Annotated in this window: 14 protein-coding genes and 1 pseudogene; 9 read left to right on the top strand and 6 right to left on the bottom strand. The window is 37.2% G+C overall.

The window, feature by feature from the left end:
- Window positions 1–56 precede the first annotated feature (56 nt).
- Window positions 57–812: pseudogene (locus ACWPWK_RS09435) on the top strand (hypothetical protein).
- 267 nt (window positions 813–1,079) lie between these two features.
- Here the strand turns inward: ACWPWK_RS09435 and ACWPWK_RS09430 are convergent.
- On the bottom strand, window positions 1,080–2,570 hold the full coding sequence (locus ACWPWK_RS09430; RefSeq protein ID WP_109373748.1) for an MFS transporter: 1,491 nt from the start codon (window positions 2,568–2,570) through the stop codon (window positions 1,080–1,082).
- 84 nt (window positions 2,571–2,654) lie between these two features.
- Here ACWPWK_RS09430 and ACWPWK_RS09425 point away from each other — a divergent pair, with 84 nt between their 5' ends.
- A complete protein-coding gene (locus ACWPWK_RS09425; protein WP_109373747.1) occupies window positions 2,655–3,209 on the top strand; it encodes a TetR/AcrR family transcriptional regulator in 555 nt (184 codons plus the stop codon).
- A gap of 64 nt (window positions 3,210–3,273) precedes the next feature.
- Here the strand turns inward: ACWPWK_RS09425 and ACWPWK_RS09420 are convergent, their stop codons facing one another.
- Genes ACWPWK_RS09420 through ACWPWK_RS09405 form a run of 4 tightly spaced genes read right to left on the bottom strand, consistent with a single transcriptional unit; the run spans window position 3,274 to window position 6,956 of the window.
- The gene (locus ACWPWK_RS09420) at window positions 3,274–4,029 is read right to left on the bottom strand and encodes an iron ABC transporter ATP-binding protein (protein ID WP_109373746.1); all 756 of its coding nucleotides are present in this window, start codon (window positions 4,027–4,029) and stop codon (window positions 3,274–3,276) included.
- A 1-nt stretch (window position 4,030) separates the two neighbouring features.
- Window positions 4,031–5,038, bottom strand: a complete 1,008-nt coding sequence (locus ACWPWK_RS09415; protein ID WP_109373745.1) for an iron chelate uptake ABC transporter family permease subunit — start codon at window positions 5,036–5,038, stop codon at window positions 4,031–4,033.
- Window positions 5,025–5,987 (bottom strand): ABC transporter permease, encoded by a 963-nt coding sequence (locus ACWPWK_RS09410; protein ID WP_109373744.1) that lies wholly within the window; start codon window positions 5,985–5,987, stop codon window positions 5,025–5,027. Before ACWPWK_RS09410 ends, ACWPWK_RS09415 begins: the two co-directional genes overlap by 14 nt.
- Window positions 5,988–5,996: 9 nt before the next feature.
- Window positions 5,997–6,956: a siderophore ABC transporter substrate-binding protein gene (locus ACWPWK_RS09405; RefSeq protein ID WP_109373743.1), complete on the bottom strand. Its 960-nt coding sequence runs from the start codon at window positions 6,954–6,956 to the stop codon at window positions 5,997–5,999.
- Window positions 6,957–7,409: 453 nt separating this feature from the next.
- Here ACWPWK_RS09405 and ACWPWK_RS09400 point away from each other — a divergent pair, with 453 nt between their 5' ends.
- The 6 genes from ACWPWK_RS09400 to chbG all read left to right on the top strand — a co-directional run bounded on the left by ACWPWK_RS09400 (window position 7,410) and on the right by chbG (window position 12,773).
- The gene (locus tag ACWPWK_RS09400; RefSeq protein ID WP_069369489.1) at window positions 7,410–7,736 is read left to right on the top strand and encodes a PTS sugar transporter subunit IIB; all 327 of its coding nucleotides are present in this window, start codon (window positions 7,410–7,412) and stop codon (window positions 7,734–7,736) included.
- 94 nt (window positions 7,737–7,830) lie between these two features.
- Window positions 7,831–9,189 (top strand): PTS N,N'-diacetylchitobiose transporter subunit IIC, encoded by a 1,359-nt coding sequence (gene chbC / locus ACWPWK_RS09395; protein WP_023583173.1) that lies wholly within the window; start codon window positions 7,831–7,833, stop codon window positions 9,187–9,189.
- A 60-nt stretch (window positions 9,190–9,249) separates the two neighbouring features.
- Window positions 9,250–9,597 carry a PTS N,N'-diacetylchitobiose transporter subunit IIA gene (gene chbA, locus ACWPWK_RS09390; RefSeq protein ID WP_088494268.1) on the top strand — a complete coding sequence of 116 codons (348 nt, stop codon included), beginning with the start codon at window positions 9,250–9,252 and terminating at the stop codon, window positions 9,595–9,597.
- 1 nt (window position 9,598) lies between these two features.
- Window positions 9,599–10,456 carry a transcriptional regulator ChbR gene (gene chbR, locus ACWPWK_RS09385; protein WP_109373742.1) on the top strand — a complete coding sequence of 286 codons (858 nt, stop codon included), beginning with the start codon at window positions 9,599–9,601 and terminating at the stop codon, window positions 10,454–10,456.
- Window positions 10,457–10,616: 160 nt separating this feature from the next.
- Entirely contained in the window at window positions 10,617–11,972 is a 1,356-nt protein-coding gene (locus ACWPWK_RS09380) for a 6-phospho-beta-glucosidase (protein ID WP_109373741.1), read from the top strand.
- Window positions 11,973–12,008: 36 nt separating this feature from the next.
- The gene (chbG, locus tag ACWPWK_RS09375; protein WP_109373740.1) at window positions 12,009–12,773 is read left to right on the top strand and encodes a chitin disaccharide deacetylase; all 765 of its coding nucleotides are present in this window, start codon (window positions 12,009–12,011) and stop codon (window positions 12,771–12,773) included.
- Between the two features lie 102 nt (window positions 12,774–12,875).
- Here chbG and ACWPWK_RS09370 read toward each other — a convergent pair whose 3' ends face one another.
- Window positions 12,876–13,292: a hypothetical protein gene (locus tag ACWPWK_RS09370; RefSeq protein WP_109373739.1), complete on the bottom strand. Its 417-nt coding sequence runs from the start codon at window positions 13,290–13,292 to the stop codon at window positions 12,876–12,878.
- 21 nt (window positions 13,293–13,313) lie between these two features.
- Here ACWPWK_RS09370 and ACWPWK_RS09365 point away from each other — a divergent pair, with 21 nt between their 5' ends.
- Window positions 13,314–13,811: a hypothetical protein gene (locus ACWPWK_RS09365; RefSeq protein WP_109373738.1), complete on the top strand. Its 498-nt coding sequence runs from the start codon at window positions 13,314–13,316 to the stop codon at window positions 13,809–13,811.
- Window positions 13,812–13,937: the final 126 nt, after the last annotated feature.

Genomic DNA, 13,937 nt, shown 5'->3' with positions numbered 1-13,937 from the left:
GTCCTATTATTTTATCTCTGTTATACTTTGCTCTCTTTTGGTATAGAGATATGTTAGTGGGATTAATTCTTAAAGAACAATGTGTTATTGTGGATCATGATTGCTCTGATTGGTTAACAACTCAATCTAAAGGAAATCCAACTATTGAATATTCGAATGGTTTAAAAATTTATGCAATTTTTAAACGACAATTTCTTTCAGGTAAACAAAGTCGTGACAGAAAATAACGTCACCTAGGAGATAACTGTCCTTTAATTTATGCATTAAAAAGAAAAAATGGCTTATATACAAATATTTCGAGTATAAAAAAACTTAATAATAGTTTTAAAATTATTTGCACAAAATTTATGGAGCTCGAATCTCAAGGGTATCAATTAATAATATCAATGCCATCAGCTCATAATATTAGTTATATCATAGCAAAACGGTCGGCAAAAAAATTTAATGCGTTACATTTATCTAATATTCTAAGAAAAATAACAGTTAATAATGCTTTCCAACTTCTTGATAACGCGAATATTAGTGTTAAAGAAACTAAGAGTCTTGATTTTAAAATTAAAATACAAGCAAGAGAAGTTGGAATTAATGGTGATTTTTCACTAAAAGGAATTCCGACTAAATTTCGAGATATATTTCCACCATTTATTTTAAATGAGCAAGTATCATCATCCCCTGAGCGAATAAGAATACTACTTGTTGATGATCTTATGGCTACAGGAACAACATTAACTACAGCAAGAAAGATTATGGCACTACAATATCCTAATGCAGTCATACATGCTATTTGCCTATTTAGCTCAATGAGACGATAAAATCAAAAGTCTTGATAATATCAAGATAAAAAGATATAAAAATGTTACAGAGTGTGCTTAAGTCTCCTCGCTCTTAAAATCCAGATGGGATCCGCGTAAGCACCTGGCTGAGGTCAGCTTGTAAAGAGCAAATATCAGTCGATTAGGCAGTGGCTAATCCTTCAACATATTGTTGTCGTAGATAAATACCAAAAAGGAGAGCTTAAGCTCTCCTTTTGTTTTTTTAATTTCTACAAAAATGTGCAAATAGCTATTATCAAAACAATTTTACTTTCGCACCTCATTCCGTAAACAATAAGGTAGAACCACTAAGCTAAGTGCCGTAATAATTGCGGTCGCGGTTAGCACGACAAAAAAGGCATTTTCAAAGGCGGTATTTGCTTGAGATATCACGAGAGAAGCCATGTCATTTGGCAATTTTTCTGCCACAATAAGAGCTTCATCTAAACTGTCATATACCGCATTATCAATTGTTAATGAGTCAGGTAATATCAGTTTTAAGGTGTACACTGTACTCATCAAACTGCCCATAAATGTCACACCAATTACACTACCGAGCTCATAAGCTACATCTTCAATTGATGCCGCCATTCCCGCTTGCCTATCTGCAACACTCAACATAATTGACGTAGATGCCGTGGTAAAGATAATGCCTAAACCAAAGCCGATTAAGAATAAGCTACCGATTAACACCATTGGAGATGTTGTTTGATAAACAGCAATTAACCACAGATTTCCCACCAAAGTAAGCATAAATCCGGCAATAATTAAGCGAACTTCACCTAAACGAACCAAGAAATAACCTGCCAAGGGAGAAGCAAGTACAGAGCCAATAGGAATAGGTAAAATGACTAGCGCTGCATTCAGTGGAGTAAACCCCGCAACAAGCTGTAAACGCTGGCTAAGCAATAATTCAATGCCTACAATGATCACCATAGAAAGTACGGCCATTAAAATACCGATACTAAAAAAGCGGTTTTTAAATAACCTAAAGTCAATCATCGGGTGAATCTGTTTACGTTGGCGTAGAGTAAATAGAGTGAGGAAAACTACGGCAATAATGGCGGCAATCGTCGCTTCATTCCACTGTGTATAAGGTTTTCCTATCTCTTTTAAGGCATAAATAGCACTGATCAAACCCACTAAAATGAGTACTGAACTTAAATAATCAATTTTATGATCACCATATCCCGAAAATTTAGGAATAAGCCAAATAGAGAACGGCAAGACAATAAGCACAATAGGGACGTTAATTAAAAAGACAGAACCCCACCAAAAATGTTCAAGTAACATGCCACCAATTAAAGGTCCTAAAGCAGCTCCGCCAGAAGCAACTGCAGACCAAATGCCAATCGCAATAGCTCGCTCTTGTGGATCGCTAAAAACTTGGCGTACGATTGATAGTGTTGCAGGCATACTCATTGCGGCACCCACGGCTAAAAAACCTCGAGAAGCAATTAAAGTGGTTGCTGTCGGTGAGAAAGCAGCACATAGAGAGGCAATCGCAAAAAGAGGAAGACCACAGATAAACAGCGTCTTATGACCAATTCTATCGGTTAGCATACCTGCTGCGGGTAATAATCCAGCAACAATTAATGGATAAGCATTCATTATCCAAAGTTTTTCTGAAGCACTTGCGTTTAAATCATAAGTTAAACGCGGTAATGCGGTATAAAGCACCGTTACATCAACAACAATGAGAAACAGCATGCTAGATACCAAAAGTAATACTATCCAACGTTTATAATCTTTGAGCATATAAATCTCGGTTATTTTATGAGTATTATTTTTACTAGCGGCTATAATATAAATCCATACAACCGTATTGAAAAGAGGTTTTTTATGGGACGTCAAAGAACCATTGATAGAGAAAAACTGTTAGAAGCTATCTTCGACATTGTCATGGAGCAAGGAGCGGCAGCATTAACGATTGATACTGTTGCCAAAAAAATGGGGATCTCAAAAGGGGGCGTTCAATACTGTTTTAGCAGCAAAGAAGCAATGATTGATGCGATGTTTGAGCATTGGGAAGGAAGCTACGAAACTAAATTTAAAGAGATCGTTGAAAACGATAACTCACCTGAAAATCGAGTCACTGCACATATTCATGCCACTCATAATCATGACAAAGTCTCTTTTGCTAAAGGAGCGAGTTTGATGGCAGCATTGCTGCAAACGCCTGAATATCTACAAAGTACAAAAGAGTGGTATCAGCAACGATTAGCAGGTGTAGATATGACAACAGAAGCTGGAAAACGGGCAAGATTGGCATTTTTAGCGACAGAAGGCGCTTTTTTACTGCGCTATTTTGGATTAATGGATATTGATGATAACGAATGGCAATCTATCTTTGAAGATATTGATTCAGAGTTACTTCAGCAAGGGAAAAGGCAATAAAAAAGCATGTTGTTAATAAGAAGAACAACATGCTTTTTATTGAAGATAATAGGGCTAAATGGAATTAGTAATACATAGCAATTAGCTTATTATCTAGCTCTTTAACGTTAACGGGTGTATCGAAAATATCTTCGATAATCTCTGCTTTCATGATCTCTTTTGGTGAACCGTGATAATACAGTTGTCCGTTACGCATGGCTAAAATATAGTCAGAATAAACAGAAGCAAAATTGATATCATGAATAACGATAATAATGGTTTTTCCTAACTCATCTGCTGCTTTTCGCAGAAGTTTCATCATGATTACCGCATGCTTCATATCAAGATTATTCAGTGGTTCATCAAGCATGACATATTCTGTGTCTTGGCATAGCACCATCGCAACATAGGTACGTTGACGTTGCCCACCCGATAATTCATCTAGATAACGGTGACGAAATTCAGTCAAATTTAAAAAGTCTAATGACTCATCAATGACTTTTTTATCATCGAGCGTTAAACGACCTTTGCTGTAAGGATAGCGACCAAAGCCAACTAATTCTTCTACGGTTAAACGGCTAACAAACTGGTTTTCTTGGCGCAGTATTGAAAGATTTCTAGCAAGAACATCACTATCAGTTGCAGCAACATCCATACCATTAACGCTCACCATGCCACTTTCAGGAAGTAATAGACGTCCAATAACAGAAAGTAGTGTGGATTTACCTGCGCCATTAGGGCCTATGATCGAAGTAATACCGCCACGTTGAATTGTTGTTGTAATATTATCGAGAACGGTTGTGTCTTGATAACGTTTTGATATTTTGCTGATTTCAATCATATTAAAGTCTTCTTAACACCAAATAGATAAAGAACATCCCACCAACAAACTCAATCACAACAGAAAGTGTTCCTGTCATTTTTAAGCCATATTCTAAAACCAGTTGCCCACCGATTAAGGCAATAGTACCCAGTAGGAAGGCTACGGGCATCAAGAAACGGTGCTGGCTACTGCCACTGATATGATAAGCGAGGTTAGCGACAATTAACCCTAAGAAGGTTAACGGACCCACTAACGCCGTTGATACGGCCACTAGAACAGAAATCAGTAACAGAATATAAGTGGTTTGTTTGCGGTAATTAATACCGAGGTTAATGGCATTGGCTTGTCCTAATGCCATGACATCAAAGCTATAACGCATACGCCAAAGTAAAACACCGACAACCACAATCATGGCTAAAGCACAAAAGATAAGATCAGGCGTTGCACGGGTGAAAGTGGCAAACATACGACTTTGTAAGACGGAAAATTCATTGGGATCCATCAAACGTTGTAATAGCGTAGCTGAACTACGAAATAAAGTGCCTAAAATAATCCCGATCATCAGGACTAAGTTAATGTTAAAGCGTACCGAACTAAACAACCAACGATAGAGCACAACAGAAAATAGCACCAGCAATGTCGATTCTAAGAAGAACTTTGATAGGTTCAACATCCACGAGGCAGGCATATCCCCTTCAAAGAAAATAAACACAGTTTGTAGTAATACAAACAGAGCTTCTAACCCCATAAGTGAGGGTGTCAAAATACGGTTATTCGCGATGGTTTGAAACAATATCGTGGAAACACCAGCGGCAAACGCTACCACAATCATTGTAAGTACAATATAAGCACGGTGAGTCAGAATATAAGAGATATTGCCGTTTAGGTTTATCGTCATAAATAACACAATGGATAATAACGATGCCCCTAATAATAACCAAATACGAGACATAGGTGAGAGGCGCGTTTTCTTATGTTCGACAGCGCCAGTACATTTGCTAATTATGGATGAATTAACTTTTTGCATAACGTTGCTGCTTTAATATTAAGAAAAGGAAAATAATGGCACCCACTGCGCCTAAAATAACGCTGGCAGGAATTTCAAATGGGTAGCGAATAAGGCGACCAATCACATCACACAGTAAAACAATTGCACCACCACTCAAGCAAACCCAAGGAATGGTTTTGCGGATGTTATCGCCCATTACTAAGCTCACCAGATTGGGCACAATTAAGCCGAGGAAAGGTAATGCGCCGACAACGGAAACCACAACACCACTAATCAGTGCAATAATGGATAACCCAATGATCATCACTTTGCGGTAATTGAGTCCCACGTTAATGGAAAATTCACGCCCCATTCCGGCAACAGTAAAGCTATCAGCCACCCAACACGCCATGATTGCTAGCGCACCGACAAGCCATAACAGCTCATAACGGCCTTGTAACACACTTGAGAAATCGCCACTTGTCCATGCATCTAATGATTGCAGTAAATCGAAATATACCGCTAAGAAGATAGTGAGTGCGCCAATAACTGCACTGAGCATAATGCCCACTAAAGGTACTATTAGTGTTGTTTTTAAGGTGATCCTTTGCAAAAGCAACATAAATAACAAAGTACCAAGAAGGGCAAAAACAGTTGCAACCATCATTTTGGTAAAGATGCCAGCGGCTGGAAAGAGCAACATGACAACTAATAAGCCAAGACTTGCAGATTGTGTTGTTCCTGCGAGAGAAGGTTCAACAAAGCGGTTTTGAGTGAGTAGTTGCATGATTAAACCTGCAACACTAATGGCACCACCGGCGAGTAATAATGATAGGGTTCTTGGCACACGGCTGATAAAGAAGATATCGCGCATATCGGGATCAGAAAAAAGCGAAGCAGGAGTAATATCTCCTGCGCCGACAAATAGACTGATCATTGAGAGGATAGCAACAATCCCTATCCCCAATGATAAATGGAACGTTTTCATTCGATTATTTTATTTTTTCTGATCCAACGCCTGATTAATGGTATCCATTAAGCGAGAGTAAGTTTGGATCCCGCCTGAAATGTAAATAGAGCTTGAATCAAGATAGATAACTTGGTCTTTGTTCCAAGCATTTACTTTTCTTACCAGTGCGTTATCGAGAACTTGTTGAGCGGGTTGTGAATCTTCACGACCAATTGCTGCATCACGGTCAATGACAAACAGCCAATCTGGGTTAAGTTTTAACAGTAATTCAGAGTTAACGATGTTGCCGTGTGAGCCTGGGCTATCAAAAACATAAGCGGGTTCAAAACCTAATACATCATAGATAAAGCCAAAGCGAGAGCCTGGCCCATAAGCTGAAATTTTACCGCCACTGACTAAAACCACCATTGCTTTACCCGCATCTGGGGTTTTTGATTTTACGGTAGCAATTTTGCTATTGAAATCAGCCAATAATTTTTTAGCTTGCTCTTCTTTACCAAAAATCTGGCCTAATGTGGTTGTGCGTTCAGCAAGGCTTTCAACGAAACGCTTAGGATCGATATCCATTGAAATCGCAGGTGCAATTTCACTTAATTTAGGATATGCATCACGCGCACGGCTACCACTTAAAATTAAATCAGGCGCTGTTGTGCTGAGCTTTTCATAGTTTGGCTCAAATAAGGCACCTTCATTGATGTAATCGTTCGGATTGGTGTACTTCTCTAAGAATTTTGGTAAATGAACATTCGTTTGTGGAAGACCAACAATAGAAACACCTAATGCATCAATAATATCGAGGGTTTCCATATTCATCACAACCACTTTTTGTGGGTGTGCAGGGATTTCAGTTGTCCCTTGGAAATGTTCAATCGTGAGAGTTTGTTTCTCTGCTGATTGTGTTGTTGATGTGTCTTGAGCGTTATCACAACCTGCGATAACAAGTGAAGAAAGCAGTAAGAACAGTGGGCTTAATGACTTTTTAAACATTCTCTTTCCCATATTGTTGCAACACGAAATAACACGGATCTTTACAGCAGTGGCCTAAATATTGATCCACAAAGAAGACGATAATACCATCAAAAATATAAAGAGTAATGATACTAATTCACATTCTCATAATAATAAAGAATTAACTTGATTAAAATGGCGAAATTTTACGGGTAGTCATAGGTGTTAATCAGAAAGACAAATTTCGTGACGTGAAAGAACTCTTAAGATTATTTGCTCAATTTGTGAAGAGTGTCAAAAGAGTAGGTCAAGGAGAGACAATTCTGAACCTATAAGAAATATCGTTATCCAGTATCATTGCGTATACTTCATTCAAGCAGAAACAATCCTTATTTTAATCTTACTTCGGTTTCTGTACTGACACAGTAATGAATGCACAAGAGAAAGCCTTGTTATCTCTAGGGTAAATCGTTGCCAACTCAAGAGGGTTTTATGCAAAAGAAATATATTTACTTATTTTGTTCTGCTGGCATGTCAACATCTCTTCTCGTGACCAAAATGCGAGCACAAGCAGAAAAATATGAGGTGCCTGTGGTCATTGAAGCATTTCCTGAAACCTTAGCAGCACAAAAAGGACAGGATGCGGATCTGATTTTACTTGGTCCACAAATTAGCTGGATGCTGCCTGATATCCAAAAATTACTCCCTAATAAACCGGTCGAAGTGATCGATTCTTTGTTATACGGAAAAGTAGATGGCTTAGGTGTGTTAAAAGCCGCTGTCGCCTCTATTAAAAAAGCATCTGCAACAACAAATTAATTCTATTTTTTATTTTTTTATTATTTCTATTCCAGTCAAAGAGCGAATTTTTCAGCAAGCCGAGCAATTAGCGGCATTTTAAGGGTATTTTTCTATGAGTAAGTTTATTGGTTCACTTGAAAAGGTACTCCTTCCTTTTGCGGTTAAAATTGGAAAGCAACCTCACGTTAATGCGATTAAAAATGGCTTTATTCGTTTAATGCCATTAACCCTTGCAGGGGCAATGTTTGTACTTATCAATAACGTTTTTCTTAGTTTTGGTGATGGCTCCTTCTTTTATTCTTTAGGTATCCGCCTTGATGCATCAACAATAGAAACACTCAATGGTTTTAAAGCCATAGGTGGGAATGTCTATAATGGTACATTGGGTATAATGTCGTTGATGGCACCGTTCTTTATCGGAATGGCATTAGCAGAAGAGCGTAAAGTTGACCCGATTGCAGCAGGTTTACTTTCCATTGCAGCCTTTATGACAGTAACACCTTATAACGCAGGTGGTGCTTATGCAGTCGGCGCTAATTGGTTAGGTGGGGCAAATATTATTTCAGGTATCATTATTGGTCTTGTTGTGGCTGAAATGTTTACCTTTATTGTGCGTCGTAACTGGGTAATCCGTTTACCAGATAGCGTACCCGCGTCTGTTTCACGTTCATTCTCCGCATTAATTCCAGGCTTTATTATTTTATCAGTCATGGGGATTGTTTCGTGGGGATTAGCGACGTATGAAACGAACTTCCATCAAATTATTTTAGATTCTATCTCCACACCATTAGCATCAATGGGCTCTGTGGTTGGTTGGGCTTACGTTATCTTTACTTCTCTATTGTGGTTCTTTGGTATTCATGGATCACTCGCTCTTGCTGCACTTGATAGTGGCATTATGACGCCTTGGGCGTTAGAGAACGTGTCAATTTACACCGAATACGGTTCAGTGGAAGCGGCACTGGCAGCGGGTAAGACGTTCCACCTCTGGGCAAAACCAATGTTAGACTCCTTTATCTTCTTAGGCGGTACAGGGGCAACACTGGGACTTATTCTGGCTATCTTTATCGCATCTCGTCGTGCCGATCATCGCCAAGTGGCAAAACTGGCATTACCAGCAGGTTTATTCCAAATTAACGAACCGATTATTTTTGGTCTGCCTGTGATTATGAACCCAGTGATGTTTATTCCATTTATTCTTATTCAGCCTATTCTTGCTGCGATTACGGTGACGGCTTATTACTTAGGGATAATCCCACCAGTGACAAATATTGCGCCGTGGACAATGCCAACCGGACTAGGTGCTTTCTTTAATACCAACGGTAGTATTGCGGCACTGTTATTAGCACTGTTTAACTTGGGTGTTGCCACACTGATTTATCTTCCTTTCGTGATTATTTCAAATAAAGCGCAAACTGAAATTGAAAAAGAAGAAAGTGAAGAAGATATTGCCAATGCGTTGAAATTTTAAGTGATAGAAAACACAAGTGCAGAGGCTTCTCTGCACTTGCAGTGTCAAAGAGGAAATATGATGTTAGATATTGAAAATGCTGTTGATAGCAGTGCAACCGATGATGAATTTGAAGAGATCATTATGGGGCTTATTATTAACTCAGGCCAAGCTCGTAGTGTGGCTTATGGCGCGTTAAAAAAAGCCAAAGAAGGTGATTTTGATGGCGCTAGAAAATTAATGGAACAATCTCGCGAAGCATTAAATGAAGCACATAAAATACAGACTCGTTTAATTGGTGATGACCAAGGTGTAGGAAAAACGAAAGTCAGCTTGGTATTAGTTCACGCGCAAGATCATTTAATGACATCAATGTTAGCCAGAGAGTTGGTGACAGAATTAATCGAGTTACATGAGAAGATAAAATAAGATGAATACCGTGGTGGAGTCATTGAGAGCGCAAAGCGAAATACGCATGGTCTATGAAGATCAGCTATTTAATGGCAAAAACTTTCATGTCTTTATTTATAATAAAACAGAAAGTGTTAGTGGATTGCATCAGCATGACTATTATGAATTCACCATTGTATTAACAGGGCGCTATTACCAAGAGATAAATGGTAAAAAGATTTTACTCGAACGTGGTGATTTTGTTTTTATTCCCATTGGTTCTCATCATCAAAGTTTTTATGAATTTGGTGCAACTCGTATTCTCAATGTGGGTATTAGCAAAGCCTTTTTTGATAAACATTATCTCTCGTTACTGCCTTCTTATTTTGTTGCCTCACAAGTTTATGAATTAAAAAATGAGTTTCTTTCCTATATTGAATCGGTTGTTGGCTCACTGAATTTCCGCCATACCGAATTTAATGAGTTTATTGAAATTATCACCTTTAATGTGGTGAATAGATTACGACACCATCGAGAAAATAGAACACAAGACGATATTCCCTTATGGCTAAAAGACACTGTAAGCGAGATGCATGACAAACAAAAATTTGGTGAAAATGCATTGGTGAATATGGTGATGTTATCAGGGAAATCACAAGAATATTTAACCCGAGCAACTCGGCGTTATTACGATAAAACACCCATGCAAATTATTCATGATATTCGAATTAATTTTGCGAAAAAACAATTGGAAATTACAAACTATTCGATAACAGATATTGCTTTTGATGCAGGTTACAGCAGCCCAAGTTTATTTATTAAGACATTTAAGAAAATAACTTCGCTGACTCCAAATAGTTATCGAAAAAATTTATACAGCATTAAAGAAACAAACTAATTCATTATTAAGCGTAAGAAATTAATCAACAATAAAGATTAATTTTATCGAAAATAGAGAGAAAGAAGAAAATAAGCTTATTTTCTTCATGGCTCTTTACGCCTTAATTTCGCCATTAATACACAAATAACAGCACTATTACGCTGTATGGGAGTATTTTATGAGTCATAAATTAAAAGTAGTTACCATTGGTGGTGGAAGCAGTTATACGCCTGAATTATTAGAAGGTTTTATTAAGCGTTATCATGAACTACCAATCACTGAATTATGGTTAGTGGATGTTGAAGAAGGGCAAGAGAAGCTTGATATTATTTTTGAGCTTTGCCAACGCATGGTAAAAAAGGCGGATATTCCTTTAACCATTTATAAAACACTTAATCGCCGTGAAGCATTAAAAGACGCTGATTTTGTCACGACACAATTGCGTGTTGGTCAATTGAAAGCAAGAGAGCTTGATGAATCAATTCCTTTAAGTCATGGTTATTTAGGGCAAGAAACCAATGGTGCTGGTGGGCTATTTAAAGGTTTACGCACTATCCCTGTTATTTTCGATATTATTAAGGATGTTGAAGAGATTTGCCCTAATGCGTGGATCATCAACTTTACGAATCCAGCTGGTATGGTGACAGAAGCCGTTTATCGCCATACCAATTTTAAGAAGTTTATTGGGGTTTGTAATATTCCAATCGGTATGAAGATGTTTATTACAGATGTTCTTAACCTGACGGATAAAGATGAACTCTCCATTGATTTATTTGGCTTAAATCATATGGTGTTTATTAAAGACGTTATTGTAAATGGTCAGTCTCGCTTCCCTGAATTATTAGATGGCGTGGCTTCAGGAACATTAACCGCGGGCTCTGTGAAAAATATTTTTGACCTACCATTTAGTGAAGGCTTGATCCGCTCTCTTAATATGCTGCCGTGCTCTTATTTGCTGTATTACTTCAAGCAAAAAGAGATGTTAGCTATTGAAATGGGTGAATACTATAAAGGCGGTGCTCGCGCTAAAGTAGTACAAAAAGTCGAAAAACAATTGTTTGAATTGTATAAAGATCCTGATTTAAATATCAAACCGAAAGAGTTGGAATTACGTGGTGGTGCTTATTATTCTGATGCAGCCTGTGAAGTGATTAATGCTATTTATAATGATAAACAAGCTGAGCATTATGTGAATATTCCACATCATGGTCATATCGATAATATTCCAGCAGATTGGTCAATTGAAGTGACTGCTATTTTAGGGCGTGATGGCGCTAAACCTCATCCTCGTTTAACATATTTTGATGAAAAAGTGATGGGATTAATTCATACCATCAAAGCCTTTGAAATCGCGGCCAGCAAAGCGGCTATTAGTGGCGAATTAAATGATGCTTTATTAGCGATGAACTTAACACCGTTAGTACTTTCAGATAAAGATGCAGAAGTACTTACGCGTGAAATGTTATTAGCACATAAAGCACATCTACCTAATTTTGCCAAAGCAATTGCTGAGTTAGAAAAAGCCTCTCATTAATTGTCAGTAGATAAAAATAAGTAATAAGGAGACAGAATGGCTGGTTTATTAATTGTGAATGCGGATGATTTCGGGCTAAGTAAAGGTCAAAACTACGGTATTGCAGAGTGTTTTCGTCATGGCGTGGTTAGCTCAACAACGGCACTTGTCAATGCTGAAGGAATTAAACATGCAGCACAATTGCGTCATGAGTTGCCTGGATTAGGTGTTGGGCTTCATTTTACGTTGACGATGGGTAAACCGCTGTCTCCTTTATCTTCTTTAACGCGTGAAGGTGTGCTAGGGAAATGGGTCTGGCAAATGGCAGAAGAGGGCAATTTGCCACTTGATGAAATACGTGTTGAGCTTAGAGCTCAATATCAGCGTTTTATTGAGATCTTTGGTTGTGAACCAGACCATATTGATAGCCATCATCATGTGCATATGTTCAAGCAAATTTTTCCTATTGTGGCGGAATTTGCCAAAGAAAAATCGTTACCGATGCGAGTTGATAGACCTTTAGCGCAAAAAGAAGGCATTGATACTCAAGGTGTGATCAGTAGTGAGGGTTTCGATAGCCAGTTTTATGGTGATGAAATCACACAGGCTTTATTTTTAAAGGTGCTTGATGAATCAAAAGCACGTCGTGAGCACTCTCTTGAAGTGATGACACATCCTGCTTTTATTGATAATTCGTTACGTGCAAGTGGTTATTGCTTTCAGCGCTTAACGGAGCTTGAAGTATTAACAGATATCACGTTAAAACAAGCAATTGTGGAACGAGGTTATCAGCTAGGCACTTACCAAGATTTAATAAAATGATTTAGAAAGTTGTTTAGACAATCGGTGTCTGTGTTATTCCCTAGTGTGGGTCTTTTTTGCGTTAATTTGCCTCTGTTTTTATAAAGCAGAGGCTTTTTGTTTTTAAGTGTTTTTATTAAGTAATAATGTAAGTGCATCTGAAACATAGCAATAAGATTGTGGTGCAGTGAAACCCGTTTCTTTTAGTTTTGCGAGCGTGATCGGTTTTTGGTATTCAACTATATTTTTTAACCAAATCATTATTCCTTTTTTGCCATTAGTAAGGTAGTTTTCTAATTCTTCGTTTGATATAGCAATTTTATCTAAATAATATTGTTTTATCTCATCCTTACTAACTTGTTCTATTTTATCGATATAAGCATGGCCTGCGATCGCTTTTTTAGGAGAAGAGCTATAAATATACATTTTATTGTTTTGTTTAAAACTTAATCCAATAGATTTACGAAGTTCTATAACTTTATTGCCATCATAGATTTTTTGAACATACTTAGGTTTGATACTGATAATAATTTTTTTCATCTTGATCAGGAATGATTATAAATGACACAAAGTTTAGCTTTTTGGGTTGAAAACTCAAGTGAAAATGCGTTTAACACTCTGGGTTTAGAGCTACATTTTAATTATTGGCACCTTCCTGATGATAAAATAAATTATTTAGATATAGGTGTATTAATTAGTGGGAAAAATAAATGTTTCGATTCAATCAATGTTTACTTACCTTTTAAGTATAATATAAAAAGCTATATTCCGACTTTAGGGGATAAAGTTGTTGAAAGTGAAAAATTAATCTCGGCTGTTTTTAATAATGATGTAAGTAATATAAAACCAATAAGAGAATGTAGTGCTAAATACATTGTTTTTTCAGAACAAAAAGATAGCGAAGGTATTGTATTTTTTACTAATTTATCACATGGAACATCAGAAGGTAGAGTGTTAATTGAAGAGTATAGTGAAGATGACGAAGTTGGAACAATTATTAAATTCTCCAATAAAATATTCAATTGTTCAGAAGAGTATAAAGAAAAAATTGGTATTTAAGATTTAGGTATATTCTAGAAAAAGAAGATATTGATAATATTTCAAGAGAGTATAAATCAAAAGATTCATTAATAACGTATTATTTTGAAAAAAGCGAAGTTGTAGATTTTAGAGTTAATGAATCTC

The sequence above is a fragment of the Proteus sp. Marseille-Q3619 genome (assembly GCF_965283115.1).
This window is presented reverse-complemented; position numbering and strand designations above follow the sequence as displayed.

Coding starts and splice junctions, on each gene's coding strand:
- ACWPWK_RS09430 (WP_109373748.1), bottom strand. CDS start 2,570: ATGCTCAAAGATTATAAACGTTGGATAGTATTACTTTTGGTATCTAGC.
- ACWPWK_RS09425 (WP_109373747.1), top strand. CDS start 2,655: ATGGGACGTCAAAGAACCATTGATAGAGAAAAACTGTTAGAAGCTATC.
- ACWPWK_RS09420 (WP_109373746.1), bottom strand. CDS start 4,029: ATGATTGAAATCAGCAAAATATCAAAACGTTATCAAGACACAACCGTT.
- ACWPWK_RS09415 (WP_109373745.1), bottom strand. CDS start 5,038: ATGCAAAAAGTTAATTCATCCATAATTAGCAAATGTACTGGCGCTGTC.
- ACWPWK_RS09410 (WP_109373744.1), bottom strand. CDS start 5,987: ATGAAAACGTTCCATTTATCATTGGGGATAGGGATTGTTGCTATCCTC.
- ACWPWK_RS09405 (WP_109373743.1), bottom strand. CDS start 6,956: ATGTTTAAAAAGTCATTAAGCCCACTGTTCTTACTGCTTTCTTCACTT.
- ACWPWK_RS09400 (WP_069369489.1), top strand. CDS start 7,410: ATGCAAAAGAAATATATTTACTTATTTTGTTCTGCTGGCATGTCAACA.
- chbC (WP_023583173.1), top strand. CDS start 7,831: ATGAGTAAGTTTATTGGTTCACTTGAAAAGGTACTCCTTCCTTTTGCG.
- chbA (WP_088494268.1), top strand. CDS start 9,250: ATGTTAGATATTGAAAATGCTGTTGATAGCAGTGCAACCGATGATGAA.
- chbR (WP_109373742.1), top strand. CDS start 9,599: ATGAATACCGTGGTGGAGTCATTGAGAGCGCAAAGCGAAATACGCATG.
- ACWPWK_RS09380 (WP_109373741.1), top strand. CDS start 10,617: ATGAGTCATAAATTAAAAGTAGTTACCATTGGTGGTGGAAGCAGTTAT.
- chbG (WP_109373740.1), top strand. CDS start 12,009: ATGGCTGGTTTATTAATTGTGAATGCGGATGATTTCGGGCTAAGTAAA.
- ACWPWK_RS09370 (WP_109373739.1), bottom strand. CDS start 13,292: ATGAAAAAAATTATTATCAGTATCAAACCTAAGTATGTTCAAAAAATC.
- ACWPWK_RS09365 (WP_109373738.1), top strand. CDS start 13,314: ATGACACAAAGTTTAGCTTTTTGGGTTGAAAACTCAAGTGAAAATGCG.